Source organism: Streptomyces sp. 8N114, from assembly GCF_052245835.1.
Taxonomy (GTDB): domain Bacteria; phylum Actinomycetota; class Actinomycetes; order Streptomycetales; family Streptomycetaceae; genus Streptomyces.
Genome location: NZ_JBQQBT010000001.1, coordinates 822434 through 845502, shown reverse-complemented (window position 1 = coordinate 845502; position 23069 = coordinate 822434). Strand labels below are relative to the sequence as shown.

The window sequence follows — 23069 nt, the reverse complement described above, 5'->3', positions numbered from 1 at the left end:
GATCTCACCGTCGGGCTTCCGTGCCCGATCGATCGACGTCGCTGTCCTTTCGGCTCAACTTTCAGCTCTCCCGTGGCCTTTCTTCTTTCTACCCCTTCACCCCGAAAGGTTCGGGGCTGACCAACTGGCCGGTTCGGGGCCGTAGTAGCGGAAGCAGTTGTAGTTGAGGCCCACTGCCGGGGCGGTTCTGCCGAGCGGCTGCCGCCGCCAGGGGCGTGTCCGGCGATCTTGCCTACCCGGCATGGGAGGGCTGCGCGTGCCCACCCTGCGCCTGGGGGTACCCCCTGCTCGAAGAGCTTGGGGGAGCAGACTGCCCAAGCACAGCAGGGGGACGTGCCCTGTCAGGGGCGCGGGGAACTGCGCGACCAGCCACAACGAGCCCGCAGCCTGCGGGCGTCGGGCAGGGGCACCCCCTGGCCAGCACACGGGAGGGACGGTCCAAGATCCGCCGGGCAAGCCCTATCGCGCCTCCAGCAGTGGGCTCAGCAGGCGGCCGATGCTTGCCATCGCGTCCGGGTGGCCCATGGCGGCGTGGGTGCAGGGGATGTCGTGGAGGGTGAGGTGGCCGGTGAGGTGGGGGTGCCAGGCGGCGGGGTGGGGGGCGTGGGCCGGGGCGGTTTCGGTGGCGCGGAAGTAGTGGGCGTCGCCCCGGTGGACGGCCGGGGCCCAGGTCGGGCGCAGCGCTGCGTAGTGGGCCAGCATGCGGGTGACGGCGGTCAGTTGGGCGTCGTCGACCAGATCGTGGCCGACGGCCTCGGTGACCAGGCGGCGGACGACGGACGGGTCGGCGTCGGGGTCGAGCCGCGGCGTGCGGTCGAGGGGCACCGAGTCCAGCAGCGCCAGGAGGCTGACGTCTTCGCCCTCCTCCTGGAGACGGGCGGCGACGGCGTGCGCCAGCGCCCCGCCCAGCGACCAGCCGAGCAGCCGGTAGGGACCGTGCGGCTGTACGGAGCGGACGCGGGCGACGTACTCCGCGATCAGGTCGGCGAAGGTTCCGGCGAGTTGGTCCGCCGGGCGCAGGCCCTGTGCCTGGAGGGCGTAGACCGGGACGGACGGCGGCAGGTGCGGCGGGAGGGTGGCGTAGCACCAGCCCAGCCCGCCCGCCGGGTGGACGCAGAACAGCGGCGCCGCCTCACCCGCCGTACGCAGCGGCAGCAGCATGTCGTAGGCGTTGTCGGCCGGGGCCGGCGGCTCAGCCGTCACCTGCAGCAGCTTCGCCAACTGGGCGACGGTGGGGGCCTGGTAGAGCGCGCCGAGGGAGAGTTCCGTGCCCAGTTCGGCGTGGATGCGGGCCAGCAGGCGGGTGGCGGCCAGCGAATGGCCGCCCAGCGCGAAGAAGTCGTCGTCGAGCCCCACCTCGGCCACATCGAGCACCTCGGCGAACAGCGCACACAGCGTGCGCTCCCGGCCGCTGGCCGCCGTACGGGGTCGCCGGTCGCGGTCCGTACCGGTGGCCTGGGCCGGAACGGCGGTGGCAAGGAGCGCCGCGCGGTCCAGCTTGCCCTGCGGTGTCATGGGCAGCGCCTCATGGGCGTAGAAGGCGGCGGGCACCATGGCGGAGGGCAGCCGGGAGGCGGCCCACGAGCGCAACTCGGCCGGGTCCAGCAGGGCCGTGGGGGAGGGACGGCCTTCCCCGGACGCCGGGCGGGCGGCCTTCCCCGGACGGCCCCGAACGCGCGGACCCCCCGGACTCCGCGGACCTCCCGGACTCCGCGGACGCGCCGGACTCCGCGGACGCGCCGGACTCCGCGGACGCGCCGGACTCCGCGGAAGCTCCGGCTCCCGCGGCCCCCGCGGCCCCCGCGGCCCCCGCGGCCCCCGCGGACCCTCCGGACTCCGCGGTAGCCCCGGATCCCGCGGCCCCCACGGACCCTGCGGACCCTCCGGAAGCCCCGGATCCCGCAGACCCCCCGGCTCCCGCGGACCCCGCCAACCCCCCGGACCCGCGCGGCGCCGGCACCACATGCGCCGCCAGATGCACCGGCCCGTTCGCCGGGTCGTCCCCGGCCCGCTGTGCCGCGACGGCGACCTGCGCCACGTACGGATGCCGGGCCAGTACGGTCTCGACCTCCTGCGGTTCGATCCGTACGCCGTGCACCTTCAACTGGGTGTCGGTGCGGCCGAGGTACTCCAGTACGCCGTCGTCCGTCCACCGCACCAGATCCCCGGTGCGGTACATACGGGGTGCTGCCCCGTCGGGGCCCGAGGGCCCGGCCGGTGCGAACGGATCCGGGAGGAACTTCTCCTCCGTCAGCTCGGGCGCGCCCAGGTAGCCGCGGGCCACCTGGGCACCGCCCAGATGGAGCTCGCCCGGGACACCTGGGGGCACCAGCTGGCCGTGCCGGTCCAGGACGTAGGCCCGCAGATTGTGGCCGGGCCGGCCGATGACCGGCTGGGGGCCCTCGGCGTCCAGCCGGCACCAGACGGCGTCCACCGCGCACTCGGCGGGGCCGTAGCAGTTGTGCACGGCGACGCCGGGGAGGGAGCGCAGCCGCTGCCACAGGACGGGGTCCACCGCCTCCCCGCCGACCAGCAGTGTGCTCGGGTGGTGGTGCCGCGCGGGGTCGAAGAGACCGGCTGCCAGCAGGGCCCGCATATGGGTGGGGGTGAGGGCGAGCACGTCGAGGCGCTGCTCCTCGACACGGGTGACCAGCGCGGCCGGGTCGTGGCGTACCCCGTCCTCGATCAGGTGGAGTTCGTGCCCGGCGGCCAGACACAGCCACGCCTCCCAGGAGGCGTCGAAGCAGAACGAGGCGGTCTGGGCCGCCCGCAGCCGGCGCCCCGCGGCCTCGGCTGCGGGCGAGATGAGCGCTGTGAGGTGGTCGTGGAACAGGTTGGCCAGCTGCCGGTGCTCGACCGCGACGCCCTTGGGACGCCCGGTGGTGCCGGAGGTGAAGGCGAGGTAGGCCACGTCGTGCGGGCGCAGCGGCCGCGGCCGGTCGCCGTCGTCCGGGTCGGCCGCCGACTGCTGCGCCAACTCCCGTACCGTCGCCGCCGCGTCGACGACCAGCAGCGGTGCCCCCTCCGACGGCACAGTGGCGGCCGACTCACCGGTTCCGGCTGTCAGCACGCACACCGGCGCGGCATCCGCGAGCATCTGCCGGGTGCGTTCGGCCGGGTGGTCGGCGTCCAGCGTCAGACAGGCGGAACCCGTCTTGAGAACGGCCAGCAGCGCGACGGCGTAGTCGGCCGTGCGGGGAAGGGCGAGCGCCACGGTGCTGCCGGGGCCCGCGCCCCGGCCCAGCAGCAGGTGCGCGAGCCGGTTGGCCCGCGCGTTGACCTCACCCCGGGACAGCCCGGCGCCACCCCGGGACGGAGCCCCCGCGTCGGTGACCGCGCCGGCGACAGCGCCGCACACCAGCGCGCTCGCCCCGGGCTCCTCCCGTACCCGCTCCTCGAAGGCGGCGTGCAACGGCACGAAGGGGAAGCCGCGTTCGGGCCCGCGCCCCCAGGCCAGCACGCGCTCCCGCTCGTCCGCCGTCACCAGCTGCACGTCCTCCAGCGGGGTCGCCTCCGTGGCGGCGGCGAGGGTACGCAGCAGGGCGAGGAAGCGGCGGTGGTGTGCGGCGATCCGCTCGGCCGGGTAGACGTCGGGATCGGCCTGGAAGTCGATGCGCAGGGAGCCGTCGGAAGGGCGGTCGTAGACGTTGACGGCCATACCGGTCACCGGGCCGTTGGACAGGTTGTGCAGCGTGGCGGGGTGCCGGCCGAAGCTGATCTGCGGGTCGTGGAGCATCACGTTGATGCCCCAGTCCTCCATCCGCCCTGCGGCCGGCCGCCGCGCGTGCGGGCCGCGCACCAGATTGACGTACGAGTAGCGCTGGTGCCGCAGCAGGGCCTTGGCCTGTACGGCGGTCTTGCGCAGCAGTTCGCCCACCGTGCCGGACGACGGCTGCGGGACGCGCAGCGGCAGCACGTTGGCGACCATGCACGGTACGTCGCGGGTCGCCGGGCCGCGCGCCGCGACGGTGACGTCCACGACCGCGTCGTCCCGCGCGTCGTCGGCGAGCCGGTGTACGTACAGTGTCAGCGCCGCCATGGCCACGGTCGCGATTCCGGTGCGGGCGGTACGGGCCAGTCCCCGCAGCTCGTCGGCGGTTCCGGCGTCCAGATGGCTGGTCTCCCGTACGAAGGCCGGTGCCGGTTTCGGCAGCCGGCCCGAGGTGGCGGGCGCCGAGACGGCGCACTGGGCCAACTCCTCGGCCCAGTAGGCACGGTCGCGCTCCTTGCGCTCGGAGCGTGCGTAGGCGGCCTCGTCCTCCAGCGCCTGCCGCAGCGGCGCCAGCCGGGACGGCGGCACGGGCTCGCCGCTCTCCAGCGCGGTGTAGATCTCGGCGATCCGCGGGACGAACAGGCTGGTGGCGTAGCCGTCCATGAGGATGTGGTGGCTGCACATGTAGAACAGGAAGCGCTCGTTCGCCGGACGCAGCACGGCGAACGAGAACAGCCCGGCACGGTGCATGTCCATCGGGGCCTTCAGATCGGCCCACATCCACTCCTGCGCCGCCGCGTCCGGGTCGGCCTCGTGCCGCAGGTCGATCAGTGGCAACGGCCAGTCCGCGCACGGCTCGATGATCTGCTGTACGCCCTCGTCGCCGTCCGGCCCGCCGGGGACGAACCGTACGCGGAGCGCCTCTGTCTCGAACACGGCCCGCCTGAGCGCCCGCTCCAGCAGCTCCACTTCGACAGCGCCGTGAATCTCGATCACCTCGGCGGGCCGCAGGCAGGCGCTGTCCGGGGCAAGCTGCTGCGTGAACCACATCCCCGACTGCGCCGCCGTCAACGGCAGACCCTCACCGATGTCGAACCTGGCCATCCGTACCAACTCCCGATCGCAGCCTCACGTCTGGGAGCACAACGAGAAGGGCAGGGGAGAGGGCACCTTCAGAGCGAAAGGCGCCCTCCGGGTCTGGAGGACGCCTTCCGGGCGGGGCCCTTCGAGCTGCACGGCGCACGCGCTCGGACGCGCGGGGCGCACTCTCAGGCGCGCGCCAGCACCACCGCGCGGCGGGTCGCGTACAGGGTGATCCCGGCGGCGAGCACCATGGCGCCGAGCGCCAGGGCCACGGTGGCGGCCCAGCCGCCCGCGGCGAACGCGAGGGCGCCCAGTGCGCCGCCGAGCGAGCTGCCGATGTAGTAGCTCATCTGGTAGAGCGCCGATGCCTGCGCGGCTCCGTGGGCGGCGGTGTGGCTCACCGAACCGGAGGCCACCGCATGTCCCGCGAAGAACCCGGCGGTGATCAGGACCAGGCCCGCGACCACTGCCACGATGCTGTCGGCCAGACTGATCAGCAGCCCCGCCGAGGCGGTGCCGATGCCCAGGTACAGGGTGCCGCGCCGGCCGAGCCGCGCGTTGAGCCGGCCGGCCGTGGCCGCCCCCGCCGTACCCACCAGATAGATGACGAAGATCGAGCCCACCAGGCCCTGCGAGAGCCCGAACGGCTCGTCCACCAGCCGGTAGCCGATGACGGTGTAGACGGCGCCGAACACCGTCATGAACAGCAGCCCGATCGCGTACAGCCGCAGCAGCAGCGGGTTGCCCAGGTGCGCGCGTACGGTCGCGGCGACGCGGCGCGGGTGCAGCGGGGCTGGGGTGAAGTGCCGGGCCGGGGGGACCAGGAGCCGGAAGGCGACCGCGCACAGCAGCGAGGTGACGGCGACGGCGCCGAGCCCTGCTCGCCAGCCCCACGCCTCGGTGACCCACCCGGTGAGGATGCGCCCGCTCATCCCGCCGACGCTGTTGCCCGCGACGAACAGCCCGACGGCGCCCACCAGATGCCTGGCCCGCACCTCGTCCGACAGGAACGCCATCGCCGAGGCGGGCACCCCGGCGACGGCGGCGCCCTGGAGCGTCCGCAGCGCGATCAGCACCGGCAGGCTGGGCGCGAACGGGATGACGAGGGCGAGCGCCACCGCGACCGCCATGGAGACGGTCAGCATCCGGCGCCGCCCGAAACGCTCGGAGAGCGCGGCCAGCGGCAGCACGGCGACGGCCAGCCCGATGGTCGCCCCGGAGACGGTCCAGCTCGCCTGTGCGGGAGCGGCGTGCAGGGCGCGGGAGATCTCGGGGAGGAGCGCCTGGGTGGAGTAGAGCAGCGCGAACGTCGACAGACCGGCGGCGAACAGCGCGAGCCGCATCCGCCCGTGCCCGGGTTCGCCGGGGCTCAGCTTCGTGGCGTCGGAGTGCTTCGCCGCACAGGAGTGCTTCGCCGCGTCGGAGTTCCGGGGAGTCGGGGAGGTGCGAGTGACAGCTGAGGCGTCCACCGGTGCGGTGGACGCCCCGGTATCAAGAGCAGGCATGCCTCGAACGTACGACCCCGTATTTCATCCGTCCAATGCATGAAAGTGCGAGAATCGATCCCCTCACGCATCACCGCAGCTAGTCACAGTCCGAGGGAGCCTCTTGTCACCGTCACGCAACAAGAAAGACACCTCCGTCCCGTCGTCATCAGGCATCGCCGCACCCTCGGCAGCACTCTCCCTCACCCCCCGCCTCGCGCAGTTCGCCGCCGTGGCGCGGCACGAACACGTCACCCGGGCCGCGCAGGAGCTCGGCATCCCGCAGTCCTCCCTCAGCCGCGCCCTCGCCCGGCTGGAGGAGGATCTCGGCGTCGCCCTCTTCGCGCGGCACGGCCGTGCGCTCTCCCTCACGCCGGCGGGCCGCACCTTCCTCGCCTCCGCGGACCGCGCGCTGGCCGCCGTCGAACAGGCGGCGGAGGCCGTGCGGTCCGACGCCGACCCCGCCACCGGCAAGGTCGCCTTCGGCTTTCTGCACACCCTCGGCTGGGAGACGGTCCCCGAGCTGCTGCGTGCCTTCCGCGCCGACCATCCGCGGGTCCGCTTCGCCCTGGTGCAGAACTACGGTGAGGCCATGCTCGACCGACTCCGCGCCGGCGAGCTGGATCTGTGCCTCACCTCGCCCATCCCGGAGGCACCGGACCTGGTCGCCCGGCGCCTTGACGAACAGCGGCTGCGGCTGGTCGTACCGGACGACCATCGGCTGGCGGCGCGCAAGCGGGTACGGCTCGCCGAGGCGGCCGAGGAGTCCTTCGTCACCCTGGAGCCCGGCTACGGCATGCGGCGCATCCTCGAGACGCTGTGCGCCGAGGCCGGGTTCACCCCCCGGATCGCCTTCGAGGGCGAGGAGGCCGAGACCATCCGCGGGCTGGTCGCCGCTGGTCTCGGTGTCGCGCTGCTGCCGCCGCCCGTCTTCCCGCGGCCCGGCGTACGCGAGCTGACGGTCACCGCGCCGCGCGCCGTGCGCGAGATCGGGCTCGCCTGGTCGGCCGGGCGCCCCGACACCCCGCCGGTCGCCGCGTTCAAGAAGTTCCTGCTCAGCCGCAGGGGCCGGCTCCTGCGCGCCGAGCCGGCCCCCGAGCCCACCCGTCCCGCACCCGAGCAGCCCGCCCACACCGCACCCGAGGAGTCTCGATGACCCCGCACGCGCACGGTCACCACAGCCACCACAGCCACGGTCACGCCCACTCGTCCACCGCCATGGAGCCCGACTGGGAGGCGCTCGCCGCGAACCTCGAACGTGATGCCGAACTGAAGGTCTCGTTCCTGGAGGAGGCCGCCGCCTGGCTGCGCGATCTGCTCTGTCACCGCGAGGTCACCCGCGTCCTCGATCTGGGCAGCGGCCCCGGCGTCACCACGACCGCGCTGGCCCACGCCTTTCCCGGCGCCGAGACGGTCGCGGTGGACAGCACGCCCGCGCTGCTGGAGCGGGCCCGCGCCCGCGCCGAACGCGAGGGGCTGGCCTCCCGCATCACCATCCGGGAGGCCGAACTCCCCGCCGACCTGCCCGACCTGGGTACGGCCGAACTCATCTGGACCAGCAACGTCGTCCACCACTTCGGTGACCAGCGCGCCGCACTGGAGACCTTCGCCGGAGCGCTGCGCCCTGGCGGGGTACTGGCGGTGCGCGAGGGCGGCCTGCCCACCCGCTTCCTGCCCCGCGACATCGGCATCGGACGGCCCGGTCTGCAGGCGCGCCTGGACGTCGCCGAGGAGGACTGGTTCGCCGCGATGCGCACCGAACTCCCCGGCCACACCCGCACCGTGGAGGACTGGCCCGCGCTGCTCGTCGCGGCCGGACTCGCGCCCACCGGCAGCCGCACCTTCCTCACCGATCTGTCCGCACCGCTGGACCCCGTCGCCCGCGCCCACGTACGCGCCCGCGTCGAACGCTTCCGCGACGGCCTCGCCGACAGCCTCTCCGCCGAGGACCTCGCCACCCTCGACACTCTCCTGGACGACGCCTCCCCCGACGGCATCCTCCGCCGCCCCGACGTCTTCTACCTGACGGCGACAACGGTGCACACGGCCGTACGGACCTGAGCCGCCCGCCCTCACCCTCGTAGCGTCATCTGCCAGTACGCGGTGTCGCGGTACATGCCGGCGTCCTGGCCTTCCGGGAGGACGGAGACGGTCAGCGAGGTCTTGTCGCCGTTGCCGGGGCTGACGGTCACCCGCACCGGAACGGTGACGCTCTCGTCCTCGCCGAGCGGCTTCGTCAGCGTGCGCCCCGCGGCTTCCCTGTTGTGCCAGTCGCTGGTGCTGCCGTCCTCGGCACCGGTGTCGTCGAGGGACTCACCCGCGCGCACCACGAGCGGGGCGTCGTCGTACTCGGAAGCGTTCGTCTCGGCGCCCCGCTCGCCGATCCGCAGCTCGCCGTCCGAGTCGTTCTCGTAGGTGACGGTGAAGCGGTACGTACCCGCGGCGGCGCCCGCCACCCGCTCCACCTCGCCGACGGTCACCCTCAGCCCGTCCTCGTACTCCGCGGTGGCGCCCGGCGCGAGCGGATCGGCGACGGAGCCGCTGGTGCCGTCGGCGCCTTCCTCCAGCTGGCCGTAGCCATCGAGGCCCTTCTCCAACTCGGCCAGCAACAGCATCCCGACGACGAGCAACAGCGTGCCGACGCCAAGCAGGACCAGGCAGCCCACCTGGCAGCCGGACATCCGCCCGGCCGCCCCGCTCGTTCGCCCGTTCGTATCCGTCATACCCGGAACGCTAAGCAGCGCCGGGCACCCGGACATGAGCGCGCGTACTCATCCGCCGCTGGGTAGGGGCAGCCCCTGCCTGACTCCCGCAGTGTGCGGGTGCTCCCCCAAGCTCTTCGAGCAGGGGGTACCCCAGGCTTGTCGCGCAGTTCCCCGCGCCCCTGACGGGGCGCGTCCCCCTGCGAAGCTTGGGCAGTCTGCTCCCCCAAGCTCTTCGAGCAGGGGGTACCCCCAGGGCGCAGGGTGGGCAAGCGCAGCCCCCCCATGCGGGGTACGCAAGAGGCGCCGGATACGCCTACCGCAGGTGCCGGCCGAACCCGCTCGCCAACGGCATCCGCAGCCCCAACGGCGGGGGAGCGGCGAGCGCGTCGGTCAACGGGCGGCAGAGATCGCCCCCGCACAGGGTGCCGAGGACGAAGTCCTGGGTCAGCGCCGCGACTTCGGAGGCGTAGCCGCGCAGGCCGTGCCCGTCGGTGTGCACCTCGAAGCGGCACACCTGGGCGTTGACCTTCTTCGCGCGCTCGGCGAGGCGGAAGGACAGCTCGGGGTCGCAGCGGGTGTCGTTCGTCCCGTGCACGATCAGCACCTGGCGCCCCCGCAACTGCTGTACGGGCTCCGCGCCGTCGCCTTCCCCCGGCCGGGCCTCCTCGCACAGCAACGGCCCCAGGGCCACCACCGAGGCGACCGCCCGGTGCCCGGCGGCGCGCCATGCGGCCAAGGCGCCGATGTCGGTGCCGACCAGGCAGACGGGCACGTCCCCGTACCGCCGCAGCACCTCCTCCACCGCCCACTCCGCGTCGGCCGTACGGTCCGCGTCGGCCGTACGGTCCGCGATACAGCTCCCGGCCCCGTCCGCCGCACGGCTCGTGCCCTCGCCCGCCGTTCCGCCGTTCCGGCCGTCTCGGCGGCTGCTGTTGCGGTAGTGCACGATGTGGGTGACCAGGGGGTCGTCGTCCGAGGTGGCGCGCCCGAGCCGGCGCGCCAGCGGCACCGCGGAGGCTGCCGCCGCCAGTGCGGCTCCGCGACGGGGGCCCACGGCGGGCCCGCCGCCCGGCAGTAGGAGAACAACGGCGTGCGGGGCCCTCCCCACGGCCCCGCGGGGCCGTCCCAGTCGTGTTTCCCTCTCGGGCAACGCTCGCTGAGCCATGGCGCAACAATGGCACGCCGACCCGCTTTCGTAAGGCAGTTGACAAAGCACATGCGATCTACGCGCGTAGGAGCTACAGTGCCGTGATGGCAAGCGAATCTCCGAACACCGTCCCCACCAGGGAGCAGATCCGCCGGGCACCCAAGGTTCTGCTCCACGATCACCTCGACGGCGGGCTGCGCCCCGCGACCATCGTCGAGCTGGCCCGCGAGACCGGCTACGACGCGCTTCCGGAGACGGACGCGGACCGGCTGGAGGTCTGGTTCCGCGAGTCGGCCGACTCCGGCTCCCTGGAGCGCTATCTGGAGACGTTCTCGCACACGGTCGGCGTGATGCAGACGCGCGAGGCGCTCTTCCGCGTCGCCGCCGAGTGCGCCGAGGACCTGGCAGCCGACGGCGTCGTCTACGCCGAGGTCCGTTACGCGCCGGAGCAGCACCTGCTGGGCGGGCTGACCCTGGAGCAGGTGGTCGAGGCCGTCGACGAGGGCTTCCGCGAGGGCGAGCGCCGTGCCCGCGCCGCCGGCCGGCGGATCCGGGTCGGCGCGCTGCTGACCGCCATGCGGCACGCGGCCCGCGCCCTGGAGATCGCCGAGCTGGCCAACCGCTACCGCGATCTGGGCGTCGTCGGCTTCGACATCGCGGGCGCCGAGGCGGGCCACCCGCCCACCCGTCACCTGGACGCGTTCGAGTACCTCAAGCGCGAGAACAACCACTTCACCATCCACGCGGGGGAGGCGTTCGGGCTGCCTTCCATCTGGCAGGCCCTCCAGTGGTGCGGCGCCGACCGGCTCGGGCATGGGGTGCGCATCATCGACGACATCCAGGTCGGCGAGAACGGCGCCGTCAAGCTGGGCCGTCTGGCGTCCTACGTGCGGGACAAGCGCATCCCGCTGGAGCTGTGCCCCACCTCGAACCTCCAGACGGGCGCAGCCCCGTCCTACGCCGAGCACCCCATCGGACTGCTGCGCAGGCTGCACTTCCGGGCCACGGTCAACACCGACAACCGGCTGATGAGCGGTACGAGCATGAGCCACGAGTTCGAACAGCTCGTGGGAACCTTCGACTACACGCTGGACGACATGCAGTGGTTCACGGTCAATGCGATGAAGTCGGCGTTCATTCCTTTCGATGAACGTCTCGCCATGATCAACGACGTGGTCAAGCCCGGATATGCCGCCCTCAAATCCGAATGGCTTTTCCAGGATTCTTCCCGCTGACCCCTGGTGACCAGCGGTTCAGCCGTCGCCGTACACCCGGTACGGGGCGGCTGAGCCCTCTCGGAATACCGTCGGAAAACACTGGGGAACGGCGACTTACGGTGCGGCCTACGTGTTTGCGACTCCTCGGAATTCCTGGCTATTTTCGCCGGGCTGCTCAAGCCCCTCCGGGCTGCTCAAGCCCCCGTTCCGAGGACGTAAACACTGATGAAGCAGGTAGCCAAGAAGACCCTGGGTGTCGCCGCGATGAGCGCGGCGGTCGTAGTGTCGGGCGCGGGTACCGCCTCCGCGCTCCCCGTCGACACGCTCGGTGCCCCTACCGGCCTACTCGGCAGCGAGGCGGTCAAGGCGGGCGGCCGTGCGCTGGGCCCCGCAGTCGAGACCACCGCGCAGACCACCGGGAAGGCCCTGGGGGAGCTCCCCCTCAAGGAGGCCGCTCAGGGCCTTCCGGGCAATCTCTCCGAGCCGGTCGGCGTCGCCCAGGAGGCCCTGGCCGGAACGCTGACCGGCACCCCGGTGGAAGAAACCACCGAGAGGCTGGCCGACCGCCCCCAGAAGACGGTCAAGGGCAAGAGCTCCGCTCCCGGCGGCGGCATGCTCGGCGGGCTGCCGCTGGGCAAGGCCCTGCCGGTCGGCGGCTCGCACTGACAGGCGAGGTCCTGACGCACGCCACGGCGGGCACCCCGGAAGGGGCGCCCGCCGTGGCGTGCTGTTGCATCCGTACGGGCGCGGTCACCAGGCGGCGCTGTGCTTGCGGCTCTCGTCCGGGAGGAGGATCCACAGCGCGATGTAGAGCAGGAACTGCGGTCCCGGCAGCAGGCACGAGGCGAGGAAGAGCGCCCGCATCGTGGTGGGTGTGGTGCCGAACCGGCGGGCGAGCGCGGCGCACACGCCGCCGATCATCCGGCCTTCGGTGGGGCGGGCAAGTGCGGCCATGAGGACTGCTCCTTCGCTGTCCGGTCTGACTCCGGTCTGATGCCGTACGGCTGTCGTCGCCGTACTGCCTTCGACGGTAGGCCGGACTTACGGGGCATACCTCCCCTCAGGGTGCCATTTCGACCCTGGTTGCTCTCGGGGTCGAACCCTGAGCCTTCTCCTCCCGCAGCCGGAGCCCGGCCCTGGGCGAGGCGGGCCCGGACCGCTGCCGACGGTCCCTGAGACGGTCCCCCTGCCCCGAGTAGTCGCGATCCCGGTGCCGGAGCCAGCGGCGCACCGGGGGGAAGACCAGCCCGGCGGCCAGCGCCACCCCCGTGGTGTTCAGCAGTACCGAATCGACGTCCACGACGTGCCCCGGCACCCCCGTCTGCGCCAGGGTGAGCACGACCGACACCATCGCCCCCGCGAAGACGGTGCGCGCCACGGTGCCCGGCAGCCGCCGGTGCAGTCGACCGGTGGCCAGCGGCAGCAGCACCCCGAAGGGCGCCAGCAGCAGCAGTCCGCCGCCGAGCCCCTCCAGCGCGGCCTGCGGCCCGTCGGCCAGGTCGGTGCGGATGGTGGCCAGTGGGCGCAGATTGGCCGGTGCCACCCAGGGCACCGCCAGCGGGCGCAGCGACAGCCAGCCGACGAAACACAGATGCGCCGCCAGTAGGAGGAGTCCCACGAGGCGGATTCGGGAGGCGGGGGAGGTATGACCGCCGGAGCCTAGGCGCTGCACGTCACTGAAGACGCCATCGCGTTCCGCTGTGGTTCCGGGGCGGTGTCCTGAGCAGGTCAGGGCTATGTCACACGCGTGTTCCGCGCCGTGCTGCGAAGACCGCCGTTGCGGCTGTGTTCTCGTGCGTCTGCCGATGCTCTGTGGCTGAGCGCGCGGTTCCCCGCGCCCCTGCGGGGCGCGCCCCCGGTCCCCCCGTTCCCCGCCTTACAGGTGGGTGCCTGCTGTCTCGGCCGACTGCGGGTGCCTACGCAGCGCCGAACCGCACTCGTAGCGCCGCAGCGATGCCGTGCTTTCGTCGTCGCCGCCCGTGGAGCCGCTGTCGGCGGGCCCGCCGAGGACCACGCCGCCCTCGGCGTCGGCCGCCGAGGTGTCCGCGTAGGTGCACACGATCTGCGCCAGCGCGTACGGCGGCAGCTCGTCCAGCGGCTCGCTCAGCCGCAGTGCCTCGTCCGGGTCGCCGTCCGTCCCCTTGCTGATCGTCAGCTCCCGGGGCACGGCCGTCTCGAAGCCCGCCGTGTCCTCCACTGCGCGCGGCTCCTGCTTCAGCTCGTCCAGCAGTTTGCGGGCCACCGGCAGCCGTTCGGCCGAGGAGCGTCCGCCGGGCATCCGCACCTTCCGCTCGACGGGCGAGACGCGCGAACCGCACACCAGATAGACGCGGACGACGGAGGTCCCGGCGCCACCGTCCGGGTTCTGGCGGTCGTTCGGCAGCACACAGCCCACCCGCGAGGGTGCGCCGCCGGCGTCCACCGGCACCGACGTGGCGCGGATACCGCACCCCGTGGCGGTGACCAGGGAGGCGAGGACGCACAGCAGCGCCGACGCGGCGCCACGGCGGCGGGCACGGCCGGGCCCGCGCAGAGCGGTACGGCGGCTCATCGGTCGCCTCCCTTGTCCCGTCCGTCGGTGCGTCCGTCGCCCCGGTTCACGCCGCCGTCACCAGCGCCGTCGCCGTCCGCGTGCCCCGCACCGTGCCCGTCCTTCGCACCGCCCTCCCCGTTGTCGCCGTTCTCACCGTTCTCGCGCTCCTCGGCGACCCGGCGGGAGTCCCGGGGCAGCCACAGGGTGAAGACCGCGCCGCCCTCGCCCTCGGGCGCGTTGTGCGCGGTGATCTCGCCGCCGTGGATATGGGCGTTCTCCAGCGCGATGGACAAGCCGAGACCACTGCCCTCGGAGCGCGGGCGGGAGGCGCTGGCCTTGTAGAAGCGGTCGAAGACGTGCGGCAGCACGTCCTCCGGGATGCCGGGGCCCTGGTCGGCGACCTCGATCACCAGCTCGTCGTCCTCGGTCCGTACGGAGACCCGCACCGGGGAGCCGCCGTGCTTGAGGGCGTTGCCGATGAGATTGGCGAGGATGACATCGAGCCGCCGCGGGTCGAGCCGGGCCATGATCCCGCGGTCGGCGTCCAGTTCCACCGCGTCCAGCCAGGCGCGGGCGTCGATGCAGGCGGTCACCTGGTCCGCCACGTCCACATCGTCCAGCACCAGCTTGGCCGTTCCCGCGTCGAAGCGGGTGACCTCCATCAGGTTCTCCACGAGGTCGTTGAGCCGCCGGGTCTCGCTCACCACCAGCTGTACGGCGGGCGCGATCATCGGGTCGAGGTTGTCCTGCTCCTCCTCCAGCACCTCGGTGACTGCGGAGATCGCCGTCATCGGCGTACGCAGCTCGTGCGACATGTCGGCGACGAAGCGCCTGCTGGACGCCTCCCGGGCGCTCAGCTCGGCGACGCGCTGCTCCAGGGAGGCCGCCGCGTCGTTGAACGTATGGGACAGCTCGGCCAGCTCGTCGGTGCCCGAGACGCGCAAGCGGGTCTCCAGCTTCCCCTCGCCCAGCCTGCGTGCCGCCTCCCCCAGCCGCCGTACGGGCCGCAGCACGGTCGTCGCGGCGGCCTGCGCCAGCAGCATCGCGCCGATCAGCGCCAGCGCGGTGGCGATCCCCAGCGACCAGGCCAGCGAATTGAGGTCGTCCCGTTCGGGCGCCAGTGACTTGAGCAGATAGCCGGTCGGTGTCGGCTCCTTGCCGATCACCTTCGCGCCACCGATCAGGTACGGGTCGCCGTCCAGCGTGATCCGCTGCCAGTACAGGTGGTACGGGTGCCTGTTCTTCTTGTCGACGGCGCGCTTGTCGACGACGGCGCTGCGCAGCCGCTCGGGGATGTCCCGCAGGGTGAAGTCGTCCTCGTTGGAGGCCGCGGCGCACTGCTTGTCGTCCTCGGTCCTGTCGACGAGCAGCACTTGGTAGTTCTGCGAGCTGCGCGCCATCTTGGCGGCGGCCTCGCGCAGTTCCTGGCAGCTGACCTTGCGGGGCAGGTTGCCCGCGTTGTCCTCCATCGCCTTACGGAAGTCGTTGAGGGCCGCGTTCTGGGCGCGGGTGAGGACCGCGTCACGGTTCAGCCAGTAGGCGATGCCGGAAGCGGAAACGGCGGCGGTGAGCGCCACCAGCGCGAAGACGACGACCAGGCGCAGCCGCAGACTTGGCAGCATTCCGGCGAGCCGGCCACGCAGGCGCTCGCCGAGGGAGGGAGCGTCGGTCACTCGCCGGTCCCGTCCGCCGTACGCGTCAGCACTGCTGCTCCATCTGTTCCGCTCGTACGTGCTGTTGCGCCCGTTGCGTCCGTACGTGGGGTCACTGCGGGGCATCCAGCCGGTAGCCCACGCCGCGCACCGTGCGGATCAGGGTAGGGGAGGAGGGCACGTCCTCGACCTTGGCGCGCAGCCGCTGCACACAGGCGTCGACCAGCCGCGAATCGCCCAGGTAGTCGTGCTCCCACACCAGCCGGAGCAACTGCTGCCGGGAGAGGGCCTGGCCGGGCCGCCGGCTCAGCTCCAGCAGCAACCGCAACTCGGTCGGGGTGAGTTGCAGGTCCTCGCCGTTCTTGGTGACCGTCATCGCCGAGCGGTCGATCACCAGCGAGCCGAACGTCGCCGAGTCGTTGGACTCCCGTTCGCCGCGCCGCATCACGGCGCGGATCCGCGCGTCCAGCACCCGGCCCTGGACGGGTTTGACGACATAGTCGTCCGCACCCGACTCCAGGCCCACCACGACGTCGATGTCGTCGCTGCGCGCCGTCAGCAGGATGATCGGCAGCTGGTCGGTGCGGCGGATGCGCCGGCACACCTCGAAGCCGTCGATGCCGGGCAGCATCACGTCCAGCACGATCAGGTCGGGGCGCTGTTCGCGCAGCAGTTTCAGGCCGTCCTCGCCGGTCGCGGCGGTCACCACGCGGTGGCCCTGGCGGGTGAGACCCATCTCCAGGGCGGTACGGACAGCGTCATCGTCCTCGATCAGCAACAGGAAAGGCACGCGCGCCATTCTGGCCCATGGCACCCCCATACTTCGACCGGCGGTCGCCGCGGGACAACGACACGCCCGCCGGCCTGCGCGTTGTGGCGTCCGACGATCCTTGTGACACCGCTGTGACAGAGGGGGGACCTGGCCATGAAACTGGGGCGGCAGGGTTTTGGTCGTCAAGCAAGCGACCGGTTCTGCTCCGAGGGGGCGCGAGATGAACACACTGCATGGCACGAATACGAGCGCAGTCCTTCACACGCGTCTGCACGTCCCTTCGGTTCCCGCTTCCCAGGCCCGGTCTGCTGAGAAGTCCGGTGCCGAGGCGGCCACCGCCCTGCTCGAGCGGAAACCAGAGCTTGGGCGGGGCTGCGCACGCGGTGCCGGGCGGATGCGCCCGCGGACCGTTTTCGGGCCCGCGGTCGAGGGGCTGAGGGGGAAGGCCCCTGGGGGGAAGACGGGGGACACGGGGGAGAACGGGAGTCGGGGGGACTCCCGGGATCGTGGCGAGTACAGGGAGGCCACCGTTCTGGGCACGGCCGAGAAAGGCGCGGGGGGCGCGGCAACCTCGGACGTGGACGCGGATGCGGAGGCGGCGTTCACCGCGTATGTACGCGAGCGCCGGGCCTCCCTGTACGCCACCGCCTACCACCTGACCGGTGACCGGTACGAGGCCGAGGACCTGTTGCAGAGCGCCCTCTTCTCCACGTACCGGGCCTGGGGACGGATCAGCGACAAGGCCGCCGTCGGCGGTTATCTGCGCCGCACCATGACCAACCTGCACATCAGCGCCTGGCGCCGCCGGAAGCTGAACGAGTACCCGACCGAGGAACTGCCCGAGACGGCCGGCGACCAGGACGCCATGCGCGGCACCGAGCTGCGCACCGTGCTGTGGCAGGCCCTGGCCCGACTGCCCGAGCTGCAGCGCACGATGCTGGTGCTGCGGTACTACGAGGGCCGCACCGACCCGGAAATCGCCGACATTCTGGACATCAGCGTCGGCACGGTCAAGAGCAGCATCTGGCGCTCGCTCCGCCGTCTCCGCGACGACGAGGTCCTCAGCTTCGGCCGCAACCAGGAGGAGTCCTTCGACGAACTGGTCGCCTGACGCGGCCACCTGAAGCGATCGCCTGCCCTCGCGGGGACACGAGGCCCAGGCGGTACGGGGGAAACGCGGGGGGAGAGGGAAAAGGGGAAACAGGGGGGAACGGGGATACGGGGAACACCGGGGGGACAGGGAAAGAGCGGTTCCGGCCGAGGCACAAGCCTCAGCCGGAACCGCTCTTTTCGCGTGCGGAGACCGACCCGGCCGCGTGCAGGCGGGCGATGCGGGCCGCGGCTTCCGGGTGGGCGCAGGGGTGGGCGCCCAGGGATTGGTGGCGGGCGACGATGGCCGGTTCGGTGCGCAGGAGGCGCAAGCCTCGGGTGAGGAGCACCGGGAGGGGCTTGCGGGATTCGCGGATGTCGCGGAGCAGCCTGCGGCGGAAGGTGGTGGTGGGACGGCCGCGCAGGCAGATGGCGTCGGCGAGCAGGCCGAGCGCTGTGCAGCGCGCGGTGATGTCCGCGGCGAAGATGCCCTCCGCGATGAAGAGGGGCGAGTCGGCGAGGTCCAGGCGCTCCTGGCCGGTGCGGGCGCTGGTGGAGATGTCGTACAGCGGAACCGTCGCGGCGCCCTCGCGGCAGAGCCGGGTGATGGCGCGTACGGCGGCGTCCGCGTCCCAGGAGAGTGGCGAGTCCCAGTCGACCTCGGCCCCGACGAAGGGGAGGGTCGGGTCGTCGCCCTCCTTGTAGAAGTCGTCCAGGCGGAGGACGGGGAGCCCGCTGCGTGCTGCCAGCCGGGTCTTGCCGGAGCCGGAGGGGCCCGTGAGGAGGATGACCCGGGCGGTGGGGGCCGGGGCCGATGCGGGAGCCGGGACTGCGGGGGTCGCTCTCTCGGAGAGGTCGCATGCGTCGCTGGAGTCGGTCACGGGCAACCATTGTCCGCTATGCACCGGGTGGATTCGAAGACGCGTGCGGAAACGAGCGGTCGTCCCCAGCGGGAGCGGGTGGCGGAAAGGCGACGGAGTGGCGGCGGAAAATCGTTCGCACCGACCCGTGTCCGCCCCTCCCGAAATCCGCCCCCGGCCAGCGAGAATGGCGCCTCACAGCACCCGATGGAAGAGGGAGGCCCTCACGTATGGCTCAGGAAGTACGCGGGGTCGTCGCGCCGGGCAAGAACGAGGCGGTGCGGGTCGAGACGATCGTCGTTCCCGACCCCGGCCCCGGCGAGGCCGTCGTTCAGGTGCAGGCGTGCGGCGTGTGCCACACGGACCTGCACTACAAGCAGGGCGGGATCAGTGACGACTACCCCTTCCTCCTCGGGCACGAGGCGGCGGGCGTCGTGGAGGCGGTCGGCGAGGGGGTCATGGACGTCGAGCCGGGCGACTTCGTGATCCTCAACTGGCGTGCGGTGTGCGGACAGTGCCGGGCCTGCAAGCGCGGGCGGCCGTGGTACTGCTTCGACACCCACAATGCCGAGCAGAAGATGACCCTCAAGAGTGACGGCCGCGCGCTGGAGCCGGCGCTGGGCATCGGCGCGTTCGCCGAGAAGACGCTGGTCGCCGCCGGGCAGTGCACCAAGGTCGACCCGGCGGTCTCGCCCGCCGTCGCCGGGCTGCTGGGCTGCGGCGTGATGGCCGGGATCGGTGCGGCGATCAACACCGGGCAGGTGACCCGCGGGGACACCGTGGCCGTCATCGGGTGTGGCGGCGTCGGGGACGCCGCCATCGCGGGGGCACGGCTCGCGGGCGCGGCGAAGATCATCGCCGTGGACATCGACGACCGGAAGCTCACCACCGCGGAGAAGATCGGCGCCACGCACATCGTCAACTCGGCCACCGCGGATCCGGTCGACGCCATCCGCGAGCTGACCGGCGGCTTCGGTGCGGACGTCGTCATCGAGGCGGTCGGCCGTCCCGAGACGTACAAGCAGGCGTTCTACGCCCGCGATCTGGCGGGCACCGTCGTCCTCGTCGGTGTACCGACGCCGGAGATGATGCTGGAGCTGCCGCTGCTGGACGTCTTCGGCCGGGGCGGCTCGCTCAAGTCCTCCTGGTACGGCGACTGTCTGCCCTCCCGGGACTTCCCCATGCTGATCGACCTGCACCAGCAGGGGCGGCTGGACCTGGGGGCTTTTGTGACCGAGACCATCGCGGTGGACGAGGTCGAGAAGGCGTTCGAGCGGATGCACGGCGGGGATGTGCTGCGTTCGGTGGTGGTGTTCTGATGGCGGCCCGTATCGATCACCTCGTCACCAGCGGGGAGTTCCGCCTCGACGGCGAGACGCACCAGGTCGACAACAATGTGTGGATCGTCGGCGACGACACCGAGGCCGTCGTCATCGACGCGGCCCACGATGCCGATGCCATCGCCGCGGCGGTGGGGGAGCGGACGCTGCGCGCGATCGTGTGCACCCACGCGCACAACGACCACATCGACGCCGCGCCTGCGCTCGCGGACCGTACGGGCGCACCGATCCTGCTGCACCCGGACGACCTGCCGCTGTGGAAGATGACCCACCCGGACCGGTCACCGGACGGCGAACTGGCCGACGGTGAGGTGGTGTCGGTGGCGGGTACCGACCTGACCGTCCTGCACACCCCGGGCCACGCCCCGGGCGCCGTCTGCCTCTACGCCCCGACGCTCGGCACCGTCTTCACCGGCGACACCCTCTTCCAGGGCGGCCCGGGTGCGACCGGCCGTTCGTTCTCGGACCACCCGACGATTGTGCGGTCCATCCGGGAGCGGCTGCTGACGCTGCCGTTGGAGACCGTCGTACGGACGGGCCACGGGGACAGCACGACGGTGGGAGAGGAGACGCCGAACGTCTGAGGGCGCGGCCGGGGTCGGACGTCAGTACGATGCTCCTTTCGTCAAGGGAGGCATCGTCACTTTGCAGGGAAACACCGTCCACACCCCCGGCCGACCCGAAGACCTGCCGAACCCCGAACGACTTTGGCGGTACGGGGTGTTGTGCGCCCTGTCCGCCGCCGCGACGGGGCGGCGGTGTGCCGAGCGCTTCCACTACCCGTGGTGGGTGTTCCGGGAGCCGGCCGAACTCGGCTGGGACGACGCGGGCGGGCAGTGGTGGATCCTGGAGCCGCTGCCCGCGGGCCGGGCTGTGCTCTATGGCGTGGATCACGAGGCGAGCGACACCCGCAATCCGTACGCCCCGCTCACCGACATCTTCGACGGCGCCCCCGACTGGCTGCCGCTCGCGGAACTCCGGGACATGGACGACATGCTCGGGTACCTCTACTGGTGGGACGGCGCGGCCTGGCACCGCGCCCCGTACCCCGAGGGCCTGCGGGACGACGGCCTCCGGTCGACCGTCGGCAAGTTCACCACCGAAGATCTGGCCCTCATCGAGGCGGGGGAAGCCCTCACAGAGGGCCTCGGGCCGACGGAGGTCACCTTGCCCGTCGTACGCGGGCTGCTCGACGCAGTCGAGCGGCGCGCGGTGACCCAGGAGGCGGTACGGGCGCTCTTCGACGCGCTGCCCGCCGACGAGATCGAGCCGCCCGAAGGCAGTTGGGACCTCGCGGCGCTGGCCGATGTCGCCCAGCGGGCCGGCGTCACCCCGTCCTGAGGAGGCCGGAACGGCTCACTGCCGGTAGCTTTCCAAGAAGCGGCCGATCCGTGAGATCGCGGCGTCCAGGTCGTCCGCCCTGGGCAGGGTGAGGATGCGGAAGTGGTCGGGGTGGGCCCAGTTGAAGCCGGTGCCCTGGACGACCTGGATCTTCTCCCGGAGCAGCAGGTCGAGGACGAAGCGTTCGTCGTCGTAGATCTTGTGGAACTCGGGGTCCAGCCGGGGGAACGCGTACAGCGCGCCCTTCGGTTTCACGCAGCTGACGCCGGGGATCTCGTTCAGCTTCCGCCAGGCCACGTCGCGCTGTTCGTGCAGCCGCCCACCGGGCAGCACCAGGCCCTCGATCGACTGACGGCCACCGAGTGCGGCCTGGATGGCGTGCTGGGCGGGGGCGTTGGGGCACAGCCGCATGGAGGCGAGCATGCCCAGGCCCTCCAGATAGTCGCGGGCGTGCTGCTTGGGCCCTGAGACCAGGAGCCAGCCGGAGCGGAAGCCCGCCACCCGGTAGGACTTGGACAGTCCGCTGAAGGTGAGGCATACCAGATCGGGGGCGAGGGCGCCCACGTGGTGGTGGACGGCGCCGTCGTAGAGGATCTTGTCGTAGATCTCGTCGGAGAAGACCAACAGCCCGTTGCGGCGGGCCAGGTCGAGGATGCCCTCCAGCAGTTCGCGGGGGTAGACCGCGCCGGTGGGGTTGTTGGGGCTGATGATGACGACGGCCTTGGTACAGGGTGTGATCTTCGCCGCCATGTCGTCCAGGTCGGGCAGCCAGTCCGCCTGCTCGTCGCACACATAGTGCACGGCCTTGCCGCCCGCCATCGTCGTGACAGCCGTCCACAGCGGGAAGTCCGGTGCGGGGATGAGGATTTCGTCGCCGTCCTCGACCAGCGCCTGTACGGCCATCGAGACGAGCTCCGAGACGCCGTTGCCGAGGTAGATGTCGTCCACGTCGGCCTCGGGGAAGCCCCGCTGCTGGTAGTGCTGGGCGACGGCGCGGCGGGCCGGGAGGATGCCGCGCGACTCGGTGTAGCCGTGCGCCTGGGGGAGCATCCGCACCATGTCCTGGATGATCTCCTCCGGCGCCTCGAAACCGAACAGCGCGGGGTTGCCGGTGTTCAGCCGCAGCACGCTGTGACCGGCCTCCTCCAGCGCGTCGGCCTGCTCGATCACCGGGCCGCGGATCTCGTAACAGACCTCGCTGAGCTTGTTCGACTGCCGGAACTCCATGCTGCCCCGCCCTCCTGGTCCACATTTGGCTACTTGGTTCTACCAAGCTTGGACTTGGAAAGTCCAACCACATGTCTAGACTGAGCAGCATGCCGAGTCAGCGTCACGCGAGTACGACCAGCCCGGGGCGGTCCCGCCGCAGCTACGACCAGTTCTGCGCCATGGCGCGCGCCCTCGACTCCGTGGGGGACCGCTGGACCCTGCTCATCGTCCGCGAACTCCTCGCCGGGCCCCGCCGTTACACCGACCTGCACGCCGACCTGCCCGGCGTCAGCACCGACGTACTGGCCGCGCGGCTCAAGCACATGGAGGGCGAGGGGCTGGCCGAACGGCGCCGCCAGCCGCGGCCCGCCTCCGGCTACGTCTACGAACTGACCGAGCGGGGCCACGCCCTGCTGCCCGTACTGACCGCGCTCGCCTCCTGGGGCGCCCCCGCACTGGGCAAGCCCCGCGCCACCGACGCGGTACGCGCCCACTGGTGGGCCCTGCCGCTACGGGACGCCGTGCGGCGGGTGGTCGGGGAGGAAGTGGCCGCCCTCGTCCATGTCGTACTGCCCGAGGGCGCCTTCCACCTGTGGCTGGGCGACGCACCGGACGGCCGCCCGCTGTACGGCGAGGGCCCGGCGCCCGAGGGCGCCGAGGCGCGGCTGGAGCTGGACGCCGAGGCATGCGTCGCCCTCGCCGACGGCTCCCTGACCCTGGCGGACGGCGTCCGGGCCGGGACGGTGCGGGTGAGCTCCCAGCACGGCGAACTGGCAGCGGCGTTGGGGGCGGACGACTGATTTTGCATACCCGGCATGGGGGGGCTGCGCTTGCCCACCCTGCGCCCCTGGCGCAGACTGCCCAAGGTTCGCAGCAGGGAGTTGCGCCCCGTAAGGGGCGCGGGGAACTGCGCGAGCAACCACAA

The 23069-nt window shown here is 72.2% G+C and carries 21 protein-coding genes; 9 read left to right on the top strand and 12 right to left on the bottom strand.

Features of this window, described 5'->3' with window-relative positions:
- Window positions 1-459: 459 nt before the first annotated feature.
- The 3 genes from ACTWQF_RS03820 to ACTWQF_RS03810 form a co-directional block, all read right to left on the bottom strand.
- Window positions 460-1590, bottom strand: a complete 1131-nt coding sequence (locus ACTWQF_RS03820; RefSeq protein WP_443277018.1) for a thioesterase domain-containing protein — start codon at window positions 1588-1590, stop codon at window positions 460-462.
- Window positions 1526-4816, bottom strand: coding sequence for a non-ribosomal peptide synthetase (locus tag ACTWQF_RS03815; RefSeq protein ID WP_443277016.1), 3291 nt, complete (start codon window positions 4814-4816; stop codon window positions 1526-1528). Before ACTWQF_RS03815 ends, ACTWQF_RS03820 begins: the two co-directional genes overlap by 65 nt.
- A 164-nt stretch (window positions 4817-4980) precedes the next feature.
- Window positions 4981-6300 (bottom strand): MFS transporter, encoded by a 1320-nt coding sequence (locus ACTWQF_RS03810; RefSeq protein WP_443277014.1) that lies wholly within the window; start codon window positions 6298-6300, stop codon window positions 4981-4983.
- A gap of 154 nt (window positions 6301-6454) precedes the next feature.
- Here ACTWQF_RS03810 and ACTWQF_RS03805 point away from each other — a divergent pair, with 154 nt between their 5' ends.
- Together ACTWQF_RS03805 and ACTWQF_RS03800 are read left to right on the top strand one after the other, a co-directional pair.
- Window positions 6455-7435 carry a LysR family transcriptional regulator gene (locus tag ACTWQF_RS03805; RefSeq protein ID WP_443277555.1) on the top strand — a complete coding sequence of 327 codons (981 nt, stop codon included), beginning with the start codon at window positions 6455-6457 and terminating at the stop codon, window positions 7433-7435.
- Window positions 7432-8340: a class I SAM-dependent methyltransferase gene (locus ACTWQF_RS03800; RefSeq protein WP_443277012.1), complete on the top strand. Its 909-nt coding sequence runs from the start codon at window positions 7432-7434 to the stop codon at window positions 8338-8340. The genes ACTWQF_RS03805 and ACTWQF_RS03800 overlap by 4 nt, the downstream gene beginning before the upstream one ends.
- Before the next feature lie 11 nt (window positions 8341-8351).
- On the opposite strand, the gene ACTWQF_RS03795 is transcribed toward ACTWQF_RS03800, so the two are convergent.
- The gene (locus ACTWQF_RS03795; RefSeq protein ID WP_443277010.1) at window positions 8352-9002 is read right to left on the bottom strand and encodes a hypothetical protein; all 651 of its coding nucleotides are present in this window, start codon (window positions 9000-9002) and stop codon (window positions 8352-8354) included.
- A gap of 295 nt (window positions 9003-9297) precedes the next feature.
- The gene (locus ACTWQF_RS03790) at window positions 9298-10149 is read right to left on the bottom strand and encodes an alpha/beta hydrolase (RefSeq protein WP_443277008.1); all 852 of its coding nucleotides are present in this window, start codon (window positions 10147-10149) and stop codon (window positions 9298-9300) included.
- Window positions 10150-10235: 86 nt separating this feature from the next.
- On the opposite strand from ACTWQF_RS03790, the gene ACTWQF_RS03785 reads away from it, so the two are divergent.
- Both ACTWQF_RS03785 and ACTWQF_RS03780 read left to right on the top strand, forming a co-directional pair.
- Window positions 10236-11366: an adenosine deaminase gene (locus ACTWQF_RS03785; protein ID WP_443277006.1), complete on the top strand. Its 1131-nt coding sequence runs from the start codon at window positions 10236-10238 to the stop codon at window positions 11364-11366.
- 207 nt (window positions 11367-11573) lie between these two features.
- Window positions 11574-12014, top strand: a complete 441-nt coding sequence (locus ACTWQF_RS03780; RefSeq protein WP_443277004.1) for a hypothetical protein — start codon at window positions 11574-11576, stop codon at window positions 12012-12014.
- Window positions 12015-12098: 84 nt separating this feature from the next.
- Here the strand turns inward: ACTWQF_RS03780 and ACTWQF_RS03775 are convergent, their stop codons facing one another.
- The 5 genes from ACTWQF_RS03775 to afsQ1 form a co-directional block, all read right to left on the bottom strand.
- Window positions 12099-12302, bottom strand: coding sequence for a PspC domain-containing protein (locus ACTWQF_RS03775; protein ID WP_443277002.1), 204 nt, complete (start codon window positions 12300-12302; stop codon window positions 12099-12101).
- Window positions 12303-12408: 106 nt separating this feature from the next.
- A complete protein-coding gene (locus ACTWQF_RS03770) occupies window positions 12409-12966 on the bottom strand; it encodes a VanZ family protein (RefSeq protein ID WP_443277000.1) in 558 nt (185 codons plus the stop codon).
- Between the two features lie 258 nt (window positions 12967-13224).
- On the bottom strand, window positions 13225-13899 hold the full coding sequence (locus tag ACTWQF_RS03765; protein ID WP_443276998.1) for a hypothetical protein: 675 nt from the start codon (window positions 13897-13899) through the stop codon (window positions 13225-13227).
- The gene (locus ACTWQF_RS03760; protein ID WP_443277553.1) at window positions 13896-15503 is read right to left on the bottom strand and encodes an ATP-binding protein; all 1608 of its coding nucleotides are present in this window, start codon (window positions 15501-15503) and stop codon (window positions 13896-13898) included. The genes ACTWQF_RS03765 and ACTWQF_RS03760 overlap by 4 nt, the downstream gene beginning before the upstream one ends.
- 142 nt (window positions 15504-15645) lie before the next feature.
- Complete coding sequence (afsQ1, locus tag ACTWQF_RS03755) at window positions 15646-16323, bottom strand: two-component system response regulator AfsQ1 (protein WP_433100320.1); 678 nt, start codon at window positions 16321-16323, stop codon at window positions 15646-15648.
- 202 nt (window positions 16324-16525) lie between these two features.
- Here afsQ1 and ACTWQF_RS03750 point away from each other — a divergent pair, with 202 nt between their 5' ends.
- Window positions 16526-17416, top strand: coding sequence for a SigE family RNA polymerase sigma factor (locus ACTWQF_RS03750; RefSeq protein ID WP_443276996.1), 891 nt, complete (start codon window positions 16526-16528; stop codon window positions 17414-17416).
- A gap of 160 nt (window positions 17417-17576) precedes the next feature.
- Here the strand turns inward: ACTWQF_RS03750 and ACTWQF_RS03745 are convergent, their stop codons facing one another.
- Complete coding sequence (locus tag ACTWQF_RS03745) at window positions 17577-18275, bottom strand: uridine kinase family protein (protein ID WP_443276994.1); 699 nt, start codon at window positions 18273-18275, stop codon at window positions 17577-17579.
- A 209-nt stretch (window positions 18276-18484) separates the two neighbouring features.
- On the opposite strand from ACTWQF_RS03745, the gene ACTWQF_RS03740 reads away from it, so the two are divergent.
- From ACTWQF_RS03740 to ACTWQF_RS03730, 3 genes are all read left to right on the top strand, one after another.
- On the top strand, window positions 18485-19573 hold the full coding sequence (locus ACTWQF_RS03740) for an S-(hydroxymethyl)mycothiol dehydrogenase (RefSeq protein WP_443276992.1): 1089 nt from the start codon (window positions 18485-18487) through the stop codon (window positions 19571-19573).
- Complete coding sequence (locus ACTWQF_RS03735) at window positions 19573-20178, top strand: MBL fold metallo-hydrolase (RefSeq protein WP_443276990.1); 606 nt, start codon at window positions 19573-19575, stop codon at window positions 20176-20178. The genes ACTWQF_RS03740 and ACTWQF_RS03735 overlap by 1 nt, the downstream gene beginning before the upstream one ends.
- Before the next feature lie 61 nt (window positions 20179-20239).
- The gene (locus ACTWQF_RS03730) at window positions 20240-20935 is read left to right on the top strand and encodes a hypothetical protein (RefSeq protein ID WP_443276989.1); all 696 of its coding nucleotides are present in this window, start codon (window positions 20240-20242) and stop codon (window positions 20933-20935) included.
- A gap of 15 nt (window positions 20936-20950) precedes the next feature.
- On the opposite strand, the gene ACTWQF_RS03725 is transcribed toward ACTWQF_RS03730, so the two are convergent.
- Entirely contained in the window at window positions 20951-22162 is a 1212-nt protein-coding gene (locus ACTWQF_RS03725; RefSeq protein WP_443276987.1) for a pyridoxal phosphate-dependent aminotransferase, read from the bottom strand.
- Window positions 22163-22251: 89 nt separating this feature from the next.
- Between ACTWQF_RS03725 and ACTWQF_RS03720 the strand changes: the two genes are divergently transcribed.
- Window positions 22252-22944 carry a winged helix-turn-helix transcriptional regulator gene (locus ACTWQF_RS03720; protein WP_443276986.1) on the top strand — a complete coding sequence of 231 codons (693 nt, stop codon included), beginning with the start codon at window positions 22252-22254 and terminating at the stop codon, window positions 22942-22944.
- Window positions 22945-23069 lie beyond the last annotated feature (125 nt).

Excerpts from the sequence above, each read along its gene's own strand:
- ACTWQF_RS03800 (WP_443277012.1), top strand. The coding sequence starts at position 7,432 with ATGACCCCGCACGCGCACGGTCACCACAGCCACCACAGCCACGGTCAC.
- ACTWQF_RS03720 (WP_443276986.1), top strand. The coding sequence starts at position 22,252 with ATGCCGAGTCAGCGTCACGCGAGTACGACCAGCCCGGGGCGGTCCCGC.
- ACTWQF_RS03775 (WP_443277002.1), bottom strand. The coding sequence starts at position 12,302 with ATGGCCGCACTTGCCCGCCCCACCGAAGGCCGGATGATCGGCGGCGTG.
- ACTWQF_RS03780 (WP_443277004.1), top strand. The coding sequence starts at position 11,574 with ATGAAGCAGGTAGCCAAGAAGACCCTGGGTGTCGCCGCGATGAGCGCG.
- ACTWQF_RS03725 (WP_443276987.1), bottom strand. The coding sequence starts at position 22,162 with ATGGAGTTCCGGCAGTCGAACAAGCTCAGCGAGGTCTGTTACGAGATC.
- ACTWQF_RS03765 (WP_443276998.1), bottom strand. The coding sequence starts at position 13,899 with ATGAGCCGCCGTACCGCTCTGCGCGGGCCCGGCCGTGCCCGCCGCCGT.
- ACTWQF_RS03795 (WP_443277010.1), bottom strand. The coding sequence starts at position 9,002 with ATGACGGATACGAACGGGCGAACGAGCGGGGCGGCCGGGCGGATGTCC.
- ACTWQF_RS03815 (WP_443277016.1), bottom strand. The coding sequence starts at position 4,816 with ATGGCCAGGTTCGACATCGGTGAGGGTCTGCCGTTGACGGCGGCGCAG.
- ACTWQF_RS03750 (WP_443276996.1), top strand. The coding sequence starts at position 16,526 with ATGAACACACTGCATGGCACGAATACGAGCGCAGTCCTTCACACGCGT.
- ACTWQF_RS03760 (WP_443277553.1), bottom strand. The coding sequence starts at position 15,503 with ATGCTGCCAAGTCTGCGGCTGCGCCTGGTCGTCGTCTTCGCGCTGGTG.
- ACTWQF_RS03790 (WP_443277008.1), bottom strand. The coding sequence starts at position 10,149 with ATGGCTCAGCGAGCGTTGCCCGAGAGGGAAACACGACTGGGACGGCCC.
- ACTWQF_RS03735 (WP_443276990.1), top strand. The coding sequence starts at position 19,573 with ATGGCGGCCCGTATCGATCACCTCGTCACCAGCGGGGAGTTCCGCCTC.
- ACTWQF_RS03810 (WP_443277014.1), bottom strand. The coding sequence starts at position 6,300 with ATGCCTGCTCTTGATACCGGGGCGTCCACCGCACCGGTGGACGCCTCA.
- ACTWQF_RS03785 (WP_443277006.1), top strand. The coding sequence starts at position 10,236 with ATGGCAAGCGAATCTCCGAACACCGTCCCCACCAGGGAGCAGATCCGC.
- ACTWQF_RS03740 (WP_443276992.1), top strand. The coding sequence starts at position 18,485 with ATGGCTCAGGAAGTACGCGGGGTCGTCGCGCCGGGCAAGAACGAGGCG.